The following is a 14,872-nucleotide window of genomic DNA, read 5'->3' as shown; positions in this document are numbered from 1 at the left end:
GTGTCTCTCCCTTGATACTGTTCAGCTTAGTTGCTCTTTGTCGCTCCGTCGTTCAACGCAGCACTTTGCAATGCTTTTCTCGCTTGTTGTTTACGCAGCAGTTGCCAGTGCGCCAGCACGGTTTTCGGCGCCCAGATCTGCGGTTCGGAGGCTTCGAAATTGTCCGCCAGTTCGCGCTCGGCAACGGTGGCCTTGGCCAGTTTGAAGGCTTGCTCCAGGTCGTCGGTCTGGTTCAATGCCTGGGCAAACAGGGCGTCGCCGAAGTAGGTGAAGTTGGCCTCCTCGGAGCAACCGAACGACACGCGGTCGGCGCGTGAGGCGGTCATGATCAGCGTGCGTTCGTCCTTCAGCGCCGGTATGAAACCGCCGGAATAGCACGAGGAGATGACGATGATCTTGTCGCGGTTCTTCAGCGGTGCGAGCACGGCGGCGAGTTCGTCGGCGGGCAGGTCGGCCAGTTCCATTCGCGGCTGATCGAGCACCAGCTCGTGCTCGGCGGTGCCGTGGCTGGTCAGGTAGATGAAGACCAGATCTTCCGGGCCGCTGCGTTCGGCCAGGGTTTGAGCGGCGCGCCGCAGATTTTCGCGGGTGGCCATCGGCCGGTCGCCGAGGTGGTCGCGGTGGTTGACCAGGCGAATCTGGCCAAAGGCACCGAAACGGCTGGTGAGCATGTTCGCGACGTAGTCGGATTCACGCAGGAACACGCTCTGCTTGCCATCGCCGCCGAGGGTCAGGGTGTACAGCTCAACGGCCGTGGTTGAGGCCGGTACGTTGGCCAGCGCCTCGTCAAGCAGGCGACCCTGGGCCAGCAGGCCGAGTTCGAGGGTGTCCGGCAGCAATTTGCCGTCGGCATCGCGTACCCGCTGGCCGTTGATCCAGGTGCCGCTGAGCACGCTGCCATCGGTGAGCACCAGGGTGCCGCGTCCGGAATAACTGTCGCTGTCGAATCCGCCGACGTAGAAACTGCCATCGGACAGGTTCAGGCGGCCCTGACCGCTGAAGCGCCAATCATTGAAGTAACCGATGTAGTGGCTGCCGTCGGCGCCGATCAATTCACCCTTCCCGGTCAGCGCGCCTTCCTTGAACTGCCCGAGCCAGACGTCGCCGTCGGCGTTTTCGTAGCGGCCCTTACCGTGCAGTTGATTGTTCTTGAAACCGCCGACGTAAATGTCGCCGTCGGCGCTGTTGAAGGTGCCGTTGCCTTTGAGCTGGCCATTGACGAAGTGGCCGGTGAACTGATTGCCGCTGGCATCGCCGCGCTGGCCTTCGCCATTGGGTTTGCCGTGGGCGAACTGGCCCTGATAGGAGCTGCCGTCGTCCAGCTCCAGGCGACCGAGCCCGGAGTACTGGTCGGCCTTGAATTCGCCGCGATAGGTCATCGCGTTTTCCTTGAGGGTGCCTTCGCCGTCGCGTCGGCCCAGCTTGAAACCGCCTGTGTAGCTGCCGGCGGTGGTGGTCAACGTGCCCTGGCCGTCGAACAGCCCTTGCTGGAAGTTGCCGCGATAGACCTCGCCATTGCTGCCGTGCCATTCGCCCTGGCCATGCCATTGCCCCTTGTCGAACGCCCCGGCGTACCAGCTGCCGTTGGGGTAGTCGACCCGGCCCTGGCCTTGCAGCAAGCCATCGACCAGTTCACCACGATAGCGGCCGCCGTCGGGCAGGCGCGCATCCGGCGGCAACAGCGATTCGCCGTCGCCACACGCGGCCAGCAAAAGGGTCAAGGCAAGGGGAGCAAGAGGGGCGAATGAGCGCATAGCGGGATCCGGGCAATTAGGCGACCGAGTATGCCGCAGCTATGTGACCTTATACAGCCGGCGGGGAGGAGCGGATGCGAAACAGCGTGAGCCGCTTCGCATCCACGCGCTTAAACGAAGCAGAGCGACAGCGGTTCGGCGATGTAGGCCGGTTTGTCCGAGCCTTCGATCTCCAGGATGGCGGTGGCCTTGAGCAGCCACTGGCCAGGTTTTTTCTCGGTCACTTCACCCAGATCGACCTTGAGCCGGACTTTGGAGTCGACCTTGACCGGCTGGATGAAGCGCACGCTGTCCAGGCCGTAGTTGACCACCATCTTCACGCCTTGCGGCAGAACCAGAATGTCTTCCATCAGTTTGGGGATCAGCGACAGCGACAGGAATCCGTGGGCGATGGTGCTGCCAAATGGCGTTTGCGCGGCTTTGACCGGATCGACGTGGATGAACTGATAATCCCCGGTGGCTTCGGCGAACAGGTTGATGCGCTCCTGATCGATGGTGAGCCATTCGGAACGTCCGAGTTCCTTGCCGACATAATCTTTGAGCTCTGCAACTGGAACATAGGGCATTGAGACTCTCCTTGGGTTCATCGGTTTTATAGTTTTTCAGGTGGGGGATTTGACCGCCCTGCGAACCACTGTAGATCATCATGGCGATTTGCTCAGGTCAACCGACCATGCTTTTGGCGAATGCCGATCCATAGCGCAGGCGTGCTTATAATGCCGACGACTTGCGGGTTGGAAAGTAAGACGGAGATGTCCGATGTTGCTACGTGGCCTGACCATGCTGGTGCTGTTTCAATTGCTCGGCACGGCCCTCAATCATTTGCTGTTGCCGGTGCTGCCGGGGCCGATCATCGGCCTTTTGCTGTTGCTGGTGTTCCTGATCGTGCGTGGTGAAGTCGGGGAGCCGCTGAACCTCGCAGCCGGCAGCCTGTTGCGCTATCTGCCGTTGCTGCTGGTGCCGCCGGCGGTGGGCGTGATGGTGTATGCCACAGCGATTGCCGCGGATTTCTGGGCCATCGTCGGTGCGCTGGTGGTGTCGCTGATTCTGTCGATGGCTTTCGCCGGGGTGCTGATGCAGCGTCTGGTCAAGCGTCACGCGCCGCATTCGGAGGAGTCCTGATGCTGTTCGACTGGCAAGGCGCCTGGGCCTCGGTGATTCACCATCCCCTGTTCGGCATCGGCATTACCTTGGGGGCCTATCAACTGGTGCTGGCGGCGTTCGAGAAAACCCGCTGGATCTTCCTGCAACCGGTGCTGGTCTCGATGCTGCTGGTGATCGGCGTGCTGGTCGGCTGCGGCGTGACCTACGCCGAGTACCGCAAGAGCACGGAAATCCTCAGCATTCTGCTGGGGCCGGCAACCGTGGCGCTGGCCGTGCCGCTGTATTTGAATCTGCGGCGCATCCGCCAATTGTTCTGGCCGATTTTTACTACGCTGGTGATAGGCGGCGTGGTCGCCACGGGGATGGGCGTGGCACTGGGCTGGTGGTTCGGGGCCGATCACATGATTCTGATGACCATGGCGCCCAAGTCGGTGACCTCGCCGATTGCCATGCTGGTGGCCGAGCAGATCGGCGGTGTCGCGGCGCTGGCGGCGGTGTTCGTGCTGATTACCGGGGTGATCGGTGCGATCTTCGGCCCGGCGCTGCTGACTCGCCTGGGCGTACACAGCCCCGAGGCGCGCGGCATGGCGCTGGGCATGACAGCGCACGCGGTCGGTACGTCGGTGGCGTTGCAGGAAAGCGATGAATGCGGCGCCTTCGCGGCGCTGGCGATGAGTCTGATGGGCGTGGCCACGGCGGTGTTCCTGCCGTTGGCGGTGTCGATGGTGGTGTAAGGAAATGTCTATGAGTCTGCCGCTTTTTCCGCTGAACACGGTGCTGTTTCCCGGCTGCAATCTGGATCTGCAGATCTTCGAGGCGCGCTATCTGGACATGATCGGCCGCTGCATGAAACAGGGCGGCGGGTTTGGTGTGGTATGCATCCTCGAAGGCCACGAAGTCGGAGTGGCGCCCGAAGGATTTGCGATGGTCGGGTGCGAAGCGCGGATCACCGATTTCCAGCAGCAGGACAACGGCCTGCTGGGGATTCGTGTGCAGGGCGGGCGGCGCTTTCATGTTCTGCGCACCGAGGTGCAGCGCGATCAGCTGATCGTCGCGGAGGTCGAGTGGCTGGATGAAGAGCCCGAGCAGCCTCTGCAGGACGAAGACGCTGATCTGGTGGCGCTGCTCAGGGCCCTGGCCGAGCATCCGATGGTCGAAGCGCTGAACATGGGCATCGAAGCGGCGGGGCAGCAGGCGCTGGCGAACCAGTTGGCCTACCTGCTGCCGTTTGCCGAGGAAGACAAGATCGACCTGTTGCAACTCGACGATCCGCAGCAACGCCTGGATGCGATCCAGGCGTTGCTCGACGAGTTGCAGGGTGAACTGTTCGCCTAGGACCGCCTCGGTCACTCAGGCCAGACGATATCGTTGGCGAACCACTCCTTGCCCTCGTCCAGATACAGCACGGGTTTGCCTGCCTCGGTCGCTGCGTCGATGAGCGCGTCATATTCATGCTGGTTGGCGCTGCCGGAGTGTGTGTCTTCCTCCATGCTGTTGAGATACGGCGCCTGATCAACGACATCGTCGACCTTCACCGCGCGGGTGCCGGTTGAGTCGAGCAGCCAGATCCGTTCTGTAGGGATGCCCCTCCTGGAGGCGGATATCAAGGCTTCGTTTTCGTCTTCAGGGAACCACGCCCCGCGTTCTTCGGCGCCGCCATTCAGAAACAGGTTCTCCTCCCTCAGGACCACCTCCATGTTTCGGGTATCGATGACGTATTTGAAAATGAAACTCTGGTCGTGCCGGATCGTCTCATAGTTCCGCTCGGCGTCCAGCTCGACATCGGACGTATCGGACCATTCATTGTCGGACTCTCCTGAGTCGTTGTCGGACTCGCCGGGTTTTTTTCCGGGGTACTTGTTCTTCTGATTGTTGTACCGCAAGTATTCCTTATCAGGAGCGTTCGAACCCTGTCCTGCGTACTCGTGAACCAACTTCAGGCTGACCGTGGCGCTGATCGGTTTTTCGCTCGTCGCACCGCGTTTATGGAGCATGCGTGGCAGCATTCGGCCATCGTTGTTGAACTCGAACGGTGTGCGCTCATCGGCCCTGAACAGGCCGGGAATGTCTGTTCGGTACAGGCAGTCGCTGGCGTTGCGCTTGTAGCCCAACGAGGTCAAGAAGGCGGCGAAAAAAGTCGGGCTTATGCTTTCATCAAGATCGAACATGCTTTTTTGTCGGATCGTGCCATTGCGCAATGGCAGGAGCAGCGGTTCGATTTCCTGACGCAGTGGCTCGAAACGCGTCGGGTCGTTCTCGTCGACAGAGCGCAACTTGTGTTGCTCGGCCCATTGGGGCATTTGTTGCGGATTGTCGAGCAAGTCCTTGCGCAACTGTGCGTGCTGCCCCGGCGACAGATTGTAGGCGCGCAGATGGGCTACTCGTTCGTCAGGCGTCATCTGTGGATGCAGCCATTTCAGGGCATCGCCGAGCAGATCCTTGCGCGGGTTGTCGGTTTCCAGCGGTCGCGCCCAACCGGGACGAGTGCCGTGAGTTTGGGCGTCGAGCCGAAAGCGCGAGATGGCCTGGCCGTGAAGACCGTAGGTCTGCCAGATTTCATGATCCGTCCAGTTTGTCAGGTGGGTCGGCGTGCCATTGAAGCCGGCGGGCGGCTCGTCAACCGCTACCCAATAATCCTTGGTGTCCCTGAAACCGTAATGATAGGTGACCCTCTGCGGATCAAAGGCGACTTCCTCCCTTCGATAATAACCCTGGGCATCGACCTGCACTTGCGGGTAGTGGGCCGGATTGAAATGACCCAGGCTCAGCGCCGGCAATGGCTTGGCCGGTTGAGTGGGCGGCGGGGAAAGGGTCGGGCGTTTGGCCGCCGTGGCCGCGTCGCGAGCAGCATCATCTGTAGAGGTATGTTTGTGCCGCGATGGTGTCTGCGCCTGTTGCACCGGAGTCCAGGTTGTTTCACCCGGGGTGCGCAAGATCTGCGGGCCCGGTGGCAGTTTCTTGTATAGATCCGTTATTCGATAGGCGTTCAGCGCCGTGTCGAATTCCACATGTACCGTGCCGACATCCTTGATATCGACGAACCGGCGCCCGACGACAAAACGAAAGCCGTTGTCATCGGCTGCCTGCATGTTGCGCAACAGCGCAGGGCTCAAGAGGTAAGGGGTCAGGCCGGCACGGGATTCGGTCTGAATGGCCGGCAGGTCCGAAGTCTCGACTTTGGGAGGGACGTTGGCCGCATCAGGGAGTCTGCCGGAGCTTGGAACGGGGGCTGCAGGGTCGGGCAATTCCGATGGTGGCCGGTGCAGCAATGGCAGGTCCGCGTCCGGCCGTGGCCGGCTGATGCTCGGGGCGTGCGTCGTCGAGTCGGTTCTGGTTGTGGGGGATGATGGGTTTTTGGGGCGCATGGTGTCATTCCTTGACGATTGAATTATGGATGGGTGCAGCGTTGAGTCAGTTCGGCGAGGGGGTGGTAAGCGGTGTTTCTCCAATGGTCAGCTGTTCGGGGTCGATGGGGTTCGATGCATCGTCATGCCGGGTCCAGTGTCCGGTCGACGCGTTGTAAAAGATCCGGGCCGCCGGCGCGCCGGGCAATCGGACGTTCAGGACATGAACTTCATCCCATTCCAGCAACTCACGGCTCTTGTGTTCTTGTATCAACGCTACGACTGACTGGATCGAGGCGCTGCCCGCCACGTTGACCGCATACAGACCGATCGTTTCAAACAAGGTGTTGATGCTGTAGCGGTTGCCGGAGGCGAGGATGACGTTGACGGTTTCCAGCGGTAATCCCGGGTCGCTGCTGTCGGGCAGATGCACGTGAACGCTGCCGACCTTGAGCAGGTCGTCCTTGATGGTCAGTTGATGGTCGGTGATGACTTCCTGCAGGTGTGCTGTATGAATGTTCCAGGTGGATGAGCCTGTGAGACTGGCGTCTGAGGTCGCGGTGGACAGTCGAATGGATGTGTTGCGGACGGGATACAGCTCGTAGGTCGAGGATCGGCCCTCCAGCCAGTGGTTGCTGTAATGTTCAGTGTTTCGGAAATCCACCCGCTGAGGGGTCGTCTTCAAGGTGCGTTTGTCGATGGAGGGCCTGACGAACAGGTATTGGCCCGCGCGCTGACGCAGCGATTCGCGGCTTTGCACCAGTCGATATCCCGGGTTCCTGGCGTCCTCTAGGTAAGCGGGGCGGGGGAAGTCGAGGTGGTAGGAAATGCCATCGCGCATCACCAGTGTGACAGCGTGATTCATTGTCCAGCCGGGAGCATGAAGGCCGTTACCCACGTCGGTTTTCCGGCCCGGGTTTTCAAATACGCAGTCGTGCAGCGACAGCAGGCCGCCCCGCAGGAATGTCAGGGTGAAGTGGATATTGCGGTAACCGAGCCAGGTGAAGGCTCCCGTATTCGAGACGCGGACATCATAAATGGCTCTGACTTCGTTGATTTCCGAACTGTCGTATTCGACATACAAGGTGCTGCGCCGTTGCGTTTCATTTTTTGGAGCTACAAGAATGGTGTGATGGCTTTTGCGGGACACGAAATAGAACGAGTGCGGCTTGGGTGAGATTTTATGAGGCGCGTCGTTGAGCTGAACCGGGGAGATCCTGGACACACCCGCGGTGACCACGACGACGCTCAGGGGCATGTCGCTCAGGTCCGGGGTTTCGGCTGGCCACGCAGGTTGCAGGTGGTAGCCGTCTTGTGTGATGAACGTCCATTGGTCATTTTGCAGCAGGCGTTTGTTATCGACTGTCCGGTACACCGCCTCGAGCACCAGTTGGCGCCTCCGTGAGCGAGGATCGTCATCGCGCAAGGTCTCGATCACCACGGCGTCGTCACGCAGTTGCCAGCGCTGGATGGCCTCGAGCGCTACGCCCAGGTACACCTTGCTCGGCTCCTGGCCGTCTTCGGTGATGGAAACATTGAGACTCGTTGCATCGAGAATGTAGGTGTCGCTGCCGAGACCTCCCTCGACGATGCCATGCCGGCCCCGAACAGTAATATGATCGTCTCCCGCGCCAGCCTCGACCCGGTCGTTGCCATTGGCAGCGATGGTGTCCGCCAGAGCAGAGCCCGTGACCCGGTTGGAAGCCCCGGCCAGTGTTTCGATTTTTTCAATGGCTTCGAAACGCGTATGGAGCACCGGGGCCTTCTCGGGGTCCGCTGAACGTAATCCGAGCGTGCCGTCTTGCAGGTTCACGTCATACCCGACATAGGGCGCTGCGGCAGATCCATGACTCGCAGGCTTTTCTCTGCCCTGCAGCCACAGCAGGTCGACACCTTCTCCCCCTTGTAACAGGCTGACTTGCTCGGGGGTGGTGTCGAGTCCGTCGGCGGCCGACTGAAAAAGAAAGGAGTCGTCCTTGATTCCACCGCTCAGATTTTTTGTACCGGCGCCGTAGCTGAACAGGTTCGGTTTGTCGCTTACGCCTTTGACCGTATCGGCGCCGCCACCCAGATTCCACAGCACGCCTTTGGCGGGGTCATTGATGCCCTTGCTGATGAGCGCATCATCCGCCGGCAGACCTGCACTCGCATCCCAGGTGTCATCGGTCTCTTCGATGACCGGCAGATTTTTTGTGGTGTAGGTGGATTCGCCCTCGCTCCATTGGTACTTGTACAGTCGGGTGGGCTGCAGTTTGACGTCGAAGCGGCCATTGACCACGGTGTCGACACTGTCCTTCAGTTCATGATCCAGCCAGGCAACGCTCTTGGTCTTCAAGGCCTTCGCGTAGTCGGCATGGGTCTTGGCGACGGTGAAACGCTCCATCAGCGCCTTGTCCTGCTCCTGCCCGGTGAACGCAAACCAGCCGGAACGCCAGCGCTCGTTCACGCTCAGCTCGATGTAGTCGTCGATATCGTCGACCATCCGTACCGCGCAATAGACGCGGGCGCCGATAATCATGATGGCGGCAGCGGCAATGCCCACCGGACCGGCCGCCTGGAAACCCATCAATGCTGCGCAGCCGAGGGTCAGGGACAGTACGCCGCTGAACACGCTGAGCCCGCCGGTGACGTACAGATCCTGCGCCTGTTTGCCTTGGGCCTCGGCGGCTTCACTGAAGGACTTGATGGCGGTATAGATATCAAAGGGCAACGTGAGAACACTGGCGATCAGTCCCGATCCGCGACACAGCCACTTCCCCATGGTGGTTTTGCCGAACTGCTCGAAAACCATGGCCCCTTGGCGAATCATCTGATCGCCGGTCTTGTTCAGGGCGTATTCCAGTCCCAGCGAGGTGATCTCCGCGAGTCCGCCTCCCACGTTGATAAGCAGCTCGGCGGTCTGGCCCTTTTTCATCGCATCGATGGCGCCGATGTAAGCGCTGTAAAGGCCGTACGCTTGCAGTCCGACGCCCATGCTGGTCATGCCGCGACTTTTGGCTTTGTCGACCCAGTCCGGCAACGGCCCGGCCAGCGGATCCTTGCGAATGTCCAGACGCTGCGAGGCGTTCAGCGTCTCGATGATTTTGTTCATCGCAGCGGCGGATTCGCCCGTCGGCACCTCACGCATCAGCGGTGAAGCATTCGGTGAGCGCAGTGTGACGATCTCGTACAGCAGTGGCGGGATCAGCCGGCCTTCCTGTGCATTGACCGACTTGATCCGTTGTTCGACCTGTGCCGGGTCGAATTCCAGCGCATTGACGAAAGCTTGATCGGGTTCGGAAAAGTAGGTGCCGGCGGCCGTGATGGCTTGCCCGTCGAGTCGGGCGCCCAGGGCCTGGAGTTCTTGACGGCTCACGGTCAGTTCACCAAATCTCAAGGGACCGAACAGTTCGTCCACCTGACTCAGGGTGGGTGAGGACCGGTTATGTTCTGCCACACCGGGAAGTGTCACAGCATCGTTAATGTCGGATATTTTAATTAACTCGGTAGGAATAGTTTCCGTGTCGAGTTGAAAGGGTTTTGCCAAGGCTCATACTCCGTGATGATTATCTGAGTGATTAAGCTGGCATGAATTGTTGTCGGTTAACTTGGTTTTTGTTTTTCTGTTTGTGTGGTTGCAAGAGTGCGTCTGTTTGATTGGGTGTTATGGTCTGGTCCGCTTTAGAGAGAGGCTTTAAACAGGAAGACGTTAGTTTGAACAGTGCCTGGCTGGATCTGGTTGTTTGATGTTTTAAACAAAGTTGCTATTCAAAGAGCGTGTGCTTTTTTTTGGCTGTGCAATAAAAAGGCTCAAACACTTTGTGTGCGAGAGCCTCGAAAATATAAGACACACTGTGTTCAATTGCGTATCTGCATGATTTGTCCGGTAGACGGATTCGTGATGGGCCTCCCGGCCTAGTATGAATATCGCAACAACGTATGCGGCAAATGGCGCAATACAAAAAAACCGAACAAGGCGACCAAGGCTGGCAGCACCAGCCACCAGACTTTCTGCGGCATCGCACCGAGTGGCGAACGGCGCTGGCTCAGCCATAGCCCCGCTGCGCAGACACAGGCGGCGAGCATGGCCCCGGCCAGGACATCCGTTGGCCAGTGCGCGCCCAGATACACCCGTGACAGGGCAATGGCCAGCGCCGGTATGCAGCCGAGCAACAGCCAGGTGAGGCGTAGCCGTGGCGGCTGCCCGCGTCCGGCCAGCACGGCGAGCGCCAGGAACAGCGCGAACGACCCCGAAGCGTGACCACTGGGCATGCTGTAGCTGGTAAGCGGATCAGTCAGTACTTCCGGGCGCACCCGGGCGAAGAACATTTTGGTGCCGGTGTTGGCCAGGGCCGTGACGAGCAGGGTGCCGCCCACGAAGATCGCGTGGCGCCACTGTCGGCACAGCAACAGCAACGCAGTCAGCAGGGCGCTGAACAGCAGCATGTTGCGGAATTCACCGATCAGGGTGAAAACCACCGCGACTTCATCCAGCGCCGGGCGGCGGTGTTCCTGCACCAGGGTCATGACGCCCTGATCGAGGGCGGTCAGGTACGGGTAGCCGATGAACAGGCCGATCAGGATCAACAGGCTCATGCTGCTGATCCAGAGCGTCGCCCGACGATGGCGGCGCAGGCTGCTGTTGGCGCTCAGGCCGACCATCACCGCGATGCTGCCGGCGACGATCCCGGCCTGCAGCCAGAAACCTTCCGGCAGCGGCAGGCGAATTGCCGCCCCGGTGGCCCAGCCCGGCAGCAAGTAGGCGAGGCTCCAGCCGGCGGCTGCCAGCAGACTCACGGCGGCGAAGCGCGGGAAGGGCATGTCGCACATGCCCGCGACCATCGGCAACATCGGTCGCAACGGGCCGATGAAGCGTCCGACCAGCAGGCTGGCGATACCGTAGCGCTGGAAGTAGGTTTCGGCGCCGGCCATCCATTCCGGGTGATGGCGCAACCCCGGTAAGCGCCGGATGTTCTGGTGGAAGTGGCGGCCGAGGAAATACGAAATCACATCGCCGAGAATCCCGCCGAGGAAACCCAGCAACAGGGTTTCGCTTAACGACAGTGCACCGCTGCCGGCCAGCACCGCCACGGCAAACAGCAATACCGTGCCGGGCACGATCAACCCGGCAATCGCCAGGCATTCCACGCAGGCCACGATGAACACGGCGGCGGCCAGCCACTGCGGATTGGCGGCCAGCCACCCGGTCACGCTATCGAGCCATGGGCCCATACAAACCACTCCATTTCATTGATGTCCCTGAACGGCGAGCCGCAGGGTGTGCATTCACAGCAGAAAATAATCGCGACCTTCGACCTGACCCCGGCGCAGCGGGTTCCGCGTGCACCACTGGGCATAGGCGGCATCGACGAAGCGATACATCAAGTGTTCGTCGCGGCCATGAGGAATGCCCAGGCGGGTGGTCTGAATCACGTGGGTCGGCGCGGGGCCGGTGTCTTCCACCAGCAGAATTTCATGGTCGAAGCGCTTGGCATCCCACGCCGGCACTTTCAGCCCCAGCGCCTTGCACAATAAGGTCTGTCCGGCACAGAGCTTCTGCGTGGGACGCGGGCGACCCTGAGCATCGGGATTGTTCAGCAGCATCTGCGCCAGGCTGGCCGGGCCGCTGATCTCGTCGACCCACGGATAGGCCGATTTGATCAGCACCGCATTACCGGGACCTTGGGCGCTGAAGTTCAGCGAATCGCCACCCCGGGCGTAATACATATAGATGTGGCCGCCGTCCAGAAACAAAGCCTTACGCTTTTCTGTGTAGCCGAGGGATGCGTGGCTGCCTTTTTCTTCGCAGTAATACGCTTCGGTTTCGATGATCCGGGCGCTGAGCCATAAATCGCCGACGCGGTGGCGGATGACTTTGCCGAGCAGGTCGCGGGCCAGTGTCTGGGCGTCACGGTCGAAAAAGGCGTCCGCAAGGCCGACAGGCTGGCGCGCGGAGGTGGCGCGAACGGTCAGGTTGGACATGGCAAACACTGTTTATCCAGGCGGAGGAGGTCGTGATGATAACAATTCGCGGCTTAATCCCGGCTGAACGTCGGCAAATCGCCGTCCATTTCGACCATCCGCCCGTCACCGCTGTTAGTCCCGGGACGCGGCAGCTATAATCTGCCGCTTTCCTCTTTGCCAAGACCCCAGCTGACCATGACTGAGTCCGTTCTTGACTACATGACCCGATTGGGTCGCGCCGCCCGCGAAGCCTCCCGCGTCATCGGCCGTGCCAGCACCGCGCAGAAAAACCGCGCCCTGCTGGCCGCCGCCAATGCTCTGGACGCCGCCCGCGCCGAGCTTGCGGCAGCCAATGAACAGGATCTGGCCGCCGGTCGCGCCAACGGTCTGGAGCCGGCACTGCTGGAACGTCTGGAACTGACCCCGGCACGCATCGACGGCATGATCGTCGGCCTGCGTCAGGTCGCAGCGCTGCCGGATCCGGTCGGTGCGATCCGCGACATGAGCTTCCGTCCGTCGGGCATTCAGGTCGGCAAGATGCGCGTACCGCTGGGCGTGATCGGGATCATCTACGAATCCCGTCCCAACGTGACCATCGATGCGGCGAGCCTGTGCCTTAAGTCCGGCAACGCGACGATCCTGCGCGGCGGTTCCGAAGCGATTCATTCCAACCGCGCGATTGCCGCCTGCATCCAGCGCGGTCTGGCCGAAGCCGAACTGCCGGCCGCCGTGGTGCAAGTGGTGGAAACCACCGACCGCGCCGCCGTTGGCGCGCTGATCACCATGCCCGAATACGTCGACGTGATCGTACCGCGCGGTGGCCGTGGCCTGATCGAGCGCATCAGCCGTGACGCCCGGGTGCCGGTAATCAAGCACCTGGACGGCATCTGCCACGTCTATGTCAGCGAACATGCCGACCTGGCGAAAGCCCAGCGCATCGCCTTCAACGCCAAGACCTATCGCTATGGCATCTGCGGTGCGATGGAGACCTTGCTGGTCGATCAAAGTGTTGCGAAGGATTTCCTGCCGTCGATGGCGAAGCAGTTCCGCGAAAAAGGCGTCGAACTGCGTGGTTGCGAACGCACCCGGGCGATCATCGAGGCCGTAGCGGCGACCGAAGAAGACTGGAGCACCGAGTACCTGGCGCCGATCCTGTCGATCCGCGTGGTGGATGGCCTGGATCAGGCCATCGAACACATCAACCATTTCGGCTCCCATCACACCGACTCGATCGTCAGCGAAAACCTCGCCGACACCCGCCAGTTCGTGGCTCAGGTCGACTCGGCTTCGGTGATGATCAACACCCCGACCTGCTTCGCCGACGGATTCGAATACGGATTGGGTGCCGAGATCGGCATTTCTACTGATAAGCTGCACGCCCGTGGCCCGGTGGGCCTGGAAGGACTGACCTGCGAGAAGTACATCGTGGTCGGTGATGGCCAGTTGCGCGGCCAGGCGACGGTCTGACTTGTCCGACCTCGACCTGAAAGCGCCGAAACCCGGCAAGAAGTCCCGTCCCCGGCGCATTGGCGTCCTGGGCGGGACGTTCGACCCGGTGCACATCGGCCATTTGCGTGGCGCGCTGGAAGTCGCCGAAGCGCTGGGGCTCGATGAGCTGCGCATGATGCCCAGCGCCCGGCCGCCACACCGCGATACGCCGCAGGTGTCGGCGCAGGACCGGCTGGCGATGGTTGAGTGTGCGGTGGCCGGTGTGCCGCCGCTGGTGGTGGACGCCCGCGAATTGCAGCGGGACAAGCCGTCCTGGACCATCGATACCCTGGAGTCGCTGCGTGCCGAAATGGCCGCCGAGACCCAGGTTTTTCTGCTTCTGGGCTGGGACGCATTTTGCGGCCTGCCCACTTGGCACCGCTGGGAAGAGTTGCTCCAGCATTGCCACATCCTGGTGCTACAGCGCCCGGACGCCGACAGCGAACCGCCGGATGCCTTGCGCAACCTGCTGGCAGCGCGTTCGGTGAGCGACCCGCTGGCCCTGAAGGGGCCGAGCGGACAGATTGCATTCGTCTGGCAGACACCGCTCGCGGTTTCCGCCACCCAGATCCGTCAACTGCTGGCCAGCGGTAAGTCGGTACGTTTCCTGGTGCCCGACGCGGTCCTGGCCTACATCGATGCGCACGGTCTGTACCGTGCGTCGAACTGAACAAGGCGTGCTTCACTGATACGAATCCACGTGTCGCCAAGCCGCCGAAAATATGAGCAAAACGAGTTTTATATGACTGACAAAGACCAAACCAAAGTAAAGCGCAAAGGCACATTCAAGAGCGCCCCGCTGCCAGAACCGGTCAACACCAACGAACCGCTGAAGGGCGACGAACTGGTCAAGGTGGCCGTTGCAGCCCTGGAAGACGTGAAGGCCCAGGACATCCAGATCATTGATGTGCGCGACAAGCAGAGCATCACCGACTACATGATCATCGCCACCGGTACCTCCAACCGCCAGATCAACGCGATGCTGGACAAGGTTCGCGAAGAAGTGAAAAAGCAGGGCGCCAGGCCGCTGGGCGAAGAAGGCAAGGGCGACAGCGACTGGGTGCTGCTGGACCTGGACCTGGTGATCGTGCACATGATGACTGCCTCGGCACGTCAGTTCTACGACCTGGAACGCCTGTGGGCCGGTGCCGAGCAGAGCCGTGCGGCGGACGCCAAGCACCACAGCCCGGAAAACACCCACGAGCATTTCACCAAGCTCAACAAAGACCAGCTGTAAGG

At 61.0% G+C, this 14,872-nt stretch carries 12 protein-coding genes; 6 read left to right on the top strand and 6 right to left on the bottom strand.

Annotated features, from left to right (window positions below; all coding sequences use genetic code 11):
- Nucleotides 1-26: 26 nt before the first annotated feature.
- Nucleotides 27-1,754, bottom strand: coding sequence for a C13 family peptidase (locus tag L6D74_RS19710; RefSeq protein ID WP_236190109.1), 1,728 nt, complete (start codon nucleotides 1,752-1,754; stop codon nucleotides 27-29).
- Nucleotides 1,755-1,864: 110 nt separating this feature from the next.
- On the bottom strand, nucleotides 1,865-2,320 hold the full coding sequence (locus tag L6D74_RS19705) for a MaoC family dehydratase (RefSeq protein WP_236190108.1): 456 nt from the start codon (nucleotides 2,318-2,320) through the stop codon (nucleotides 1,865-1,867).
- 193 nt (nucleotides 2,321-2,513) lie between these two features.
- On the opposite strand from L6D74_RS19705, the gene L6D74_RS19700 reads away from it, so the two are divergent.
- From L6D74_RS19700 to L6D74_RS19690, 3 genes are read left to right on the top strand one after another with little or no spacing between them, the layout of a single operon-like run.
- Nucleotides 2,514-2,876: a CidA/LrgA family protein gene (locus L6D74_RS19700; RefSeq protein ID WP_007958636.1), complete on the top strand. Its 363-nt coding sequence runs from the start codon at nucleotides 2,514-2,516 to the stop codon at nucleotides 2,874-2,876.
- A complete protein-coding gene (locus tag L6D74_RS19695; RefSeq protein ID WP_064599683.1) occupies nucleotides 2,876-3,592 on the top strand; it encodes an LrgB family protein in 717 nt (238 codons plus the stop codon). Before L6D74_RS19700 ends, L6D74_RS19695 begins: the two co-directional genes overlap by 1 nt.
- A 10-nt stretch (nucleotides 3,593-3,602) precedes the next feature.
- A complete protein-coding gene (locus tag L6D74_RS19690) occupies nucleotides 3,603-4,193 on the top strand; it encodes an LON peptidase substrate-binding domain-containing protein (RefSeq protein WP_236190106.1) in 591 nt (196 codons plus the stop codon).
- A gap of 11 nt (nucleotides 4,194-4,204) precedes the next feature.
- Here the strand turns inward: L6D74_RS19690 and L6D74_RS19685 are convergent, their stop codons facing one another.
- The 4 genes from L6D74_RS19685 to L6D74_RS19670 form a co-directional block, all read right to left on the bottom strand.
- The gene (locus L6D74_RS19685; protein WP_236190105.1) at nucleotides 4,205-6,223 is read right to left on the bottom strand and encodes a hypothetical protein; all 2,019 of its coding nucleotides are present in this window, start codon (nucleotides 6,221-6,223) and stop codon (nucleotides 4,205-4,207) included.
- Between the two features lie 46 nt (nucleotides 6,224-6,269).
- Entirely contained in the window at nucleotides 6,270-9,728 is a 3,459-nt protein-coding gene (locus L6D74_RS19680) for a calcium-binding protein (protein WP_236190104.1), read from the bottom strand.
- A gap of 368 nt (nucleotides 9,729-10,096) precedes the next feature.
- Entirely contained in the window at nucleotides 10,097-11,413 is a 1,317-nt protein-coding gene (locus L6D74_RS19675) for a bifunctional DedA family/phosphatase PAP2 family protein (RefSeq protein ID WP_064599676.1), read from the bottom strand.
- A 54-nt stretch (nucleotides 11,414-11,467) separates the two neighbouring features.
- On the bottom strand, nucleotides 11,468-12,163 hold the full coding sequence (locus tag L6D74_RS19670; RefSeq protein WP_236190103.1) for a DNA-3-methyladenine glycosylase: 696 nt from the start codon (nucleotides 12,161-12,163) through the stop codon (nucleotides 11,468-11,470).
- 177 nt (nucleotides 12,164-12,340) lie between these two features.
- On the opposite strand from L6D74_RS19670, the gene L6D74_RS19665 reads away from it, so the two are divergent.
- From L6D74_RS19665 to rsfS, 3 genes are all read left to right on the top strand, one after another.
- Nucleotides 12,341-13,612: a glutamate-5-semialdehyde dehydrogenase gene (locus L6D74_RS19665; RefSeq protein WP_085648684.1), complete on the top strand. Its 1,272-nt coding sequence runs from the start codon at nucleotides 12,341-12,343 to the stop codon at nucleotides 13,610-13,612.
- Complete coding sequence (gene nadD / locus L6D74_RS19660; RefSeq protein WP_064599670.1) at nucleotides 13,581-14,303, top strand: nicotinate-nucleotide adenylyltransferase; 723 nt, start codon at nucleotides 13,581-13,583, stop codon at nucleotides 14,301-14,303. Before L6D74_RS19665 ends, nadD begins: the two co-directional genes overlap by 32 nt.
- Nucleotides 14,304-14,375: 72 nt before the next feature.
- Nucleotides 14,376-14,870 (top strand): ribosome silencing factor, encoded by a 495-nt coding sequence (rsfS, locus tag L6D74_RS19655; RefSeq protein WP_064382180.1) that lies wholly within the window; start codon nucleotides 14,376-14,378, stop codon nucleotides 14,868-14,870.
- The last annotated feature ends 2 nt before the right edge of the window (nucleotides 14,871-14,872 follow it).

It is taken from the genome of Pseudomonas pharyngis (assembly GCF_021602345.1).
Lineage (GTDB): Bacteria > Pseudomonadota > Gammaproteobacteria > Pseudomonadales > Pseudomonadaceae > Aquipseudomonas > Aquipseudomonas pharyngis.
Note: the sequence above shows the minus strand (reverse complement) of the source record. Positions and strands in the feature narration are given on the sequence as shown.

Excerpts from the sequence above, each read along its gene's own strand:
- L6D74_RS19710 (WP_236190109.1), bottom strand. The coding sequence starts at position 1,754 with ATGCGCTCATTCGCCCCTCTTGCTCCCCTTGCCTTGACCCTTTTGCTG.
- L6D74_RS19705 (WP_236190108.1), bottom strand. The coding sequence starts at position 2,320 with ATGCCCTATGTTCCAGTTGCAGAGCTCAAAGATTATGTCGGCAAGGAA.
- L6D74_RS19700 (WP_007958636.1), top strand. The coding sequence starts at position 2,514 with ATGTTGCTACGTGGCCTGACCATGCTGGTGCTGTTTCAATTGCTCGGC.
- L6D74_RS19695 (WP_064599683.1), top strand. The coding sequence starts at position 2,876 with ATGCTGTTCGACTGGCAAGGCGCCTGGGCCTCGGTGATTCACCATCCC.
- L6D74_RS19690 (WP_236190106.1), top strand. The coding sequence starts at position 3,603 with ATGAGTCTGCCGCTTTTTCCGCTGAACACGGTGCTGTTTCCCGGCTGC.
- L6D74_RS19685 (WP_236190105.1), bottom strand. The coding sequence starts at position 6,223 with ATGCGCCCCAAAAACCCATCATCCCCCACAACCAGAACCGACTCGACG.
- L6D74_RS19675 (WP_064599676.1), bottom strand. The coding sequence starts at position 11,413 with ATGGGCCCATGGCTCGATAGCGTGACCGGGTGGCTGGCCGCCAATCCG.
- L6D74_RS19670 (WP_236190103.1), bottom strand. The coding sequence starts at position 12,163 with ATGTCCAACCTGACCGTTCGCGCCACCTCCGCGCGCCAGCCTGTCGGC.
- L6D74_RS19665 (WP_085648684.1), top strand. The coding sequence starts at position 12,341 with ATGACTGAGTCCGTTCTTGACTACATGACCCGATTGGGTCGCGCCGCC.
- nadD (WP_064599670.1), top strand. The coding sequence starts at position 13,581 with ATGGCCAGTTGCGCGGCCAGGCGACGGTCTGACTTGTCCGACCTCGAC.
- rsfS (WP_064382180.1), top strand. The coding sequence starts at position 14,376 with ATGACTGACAAAGACCAAACCAAAGTAAAGCGCAAAGGCACATTCAAG.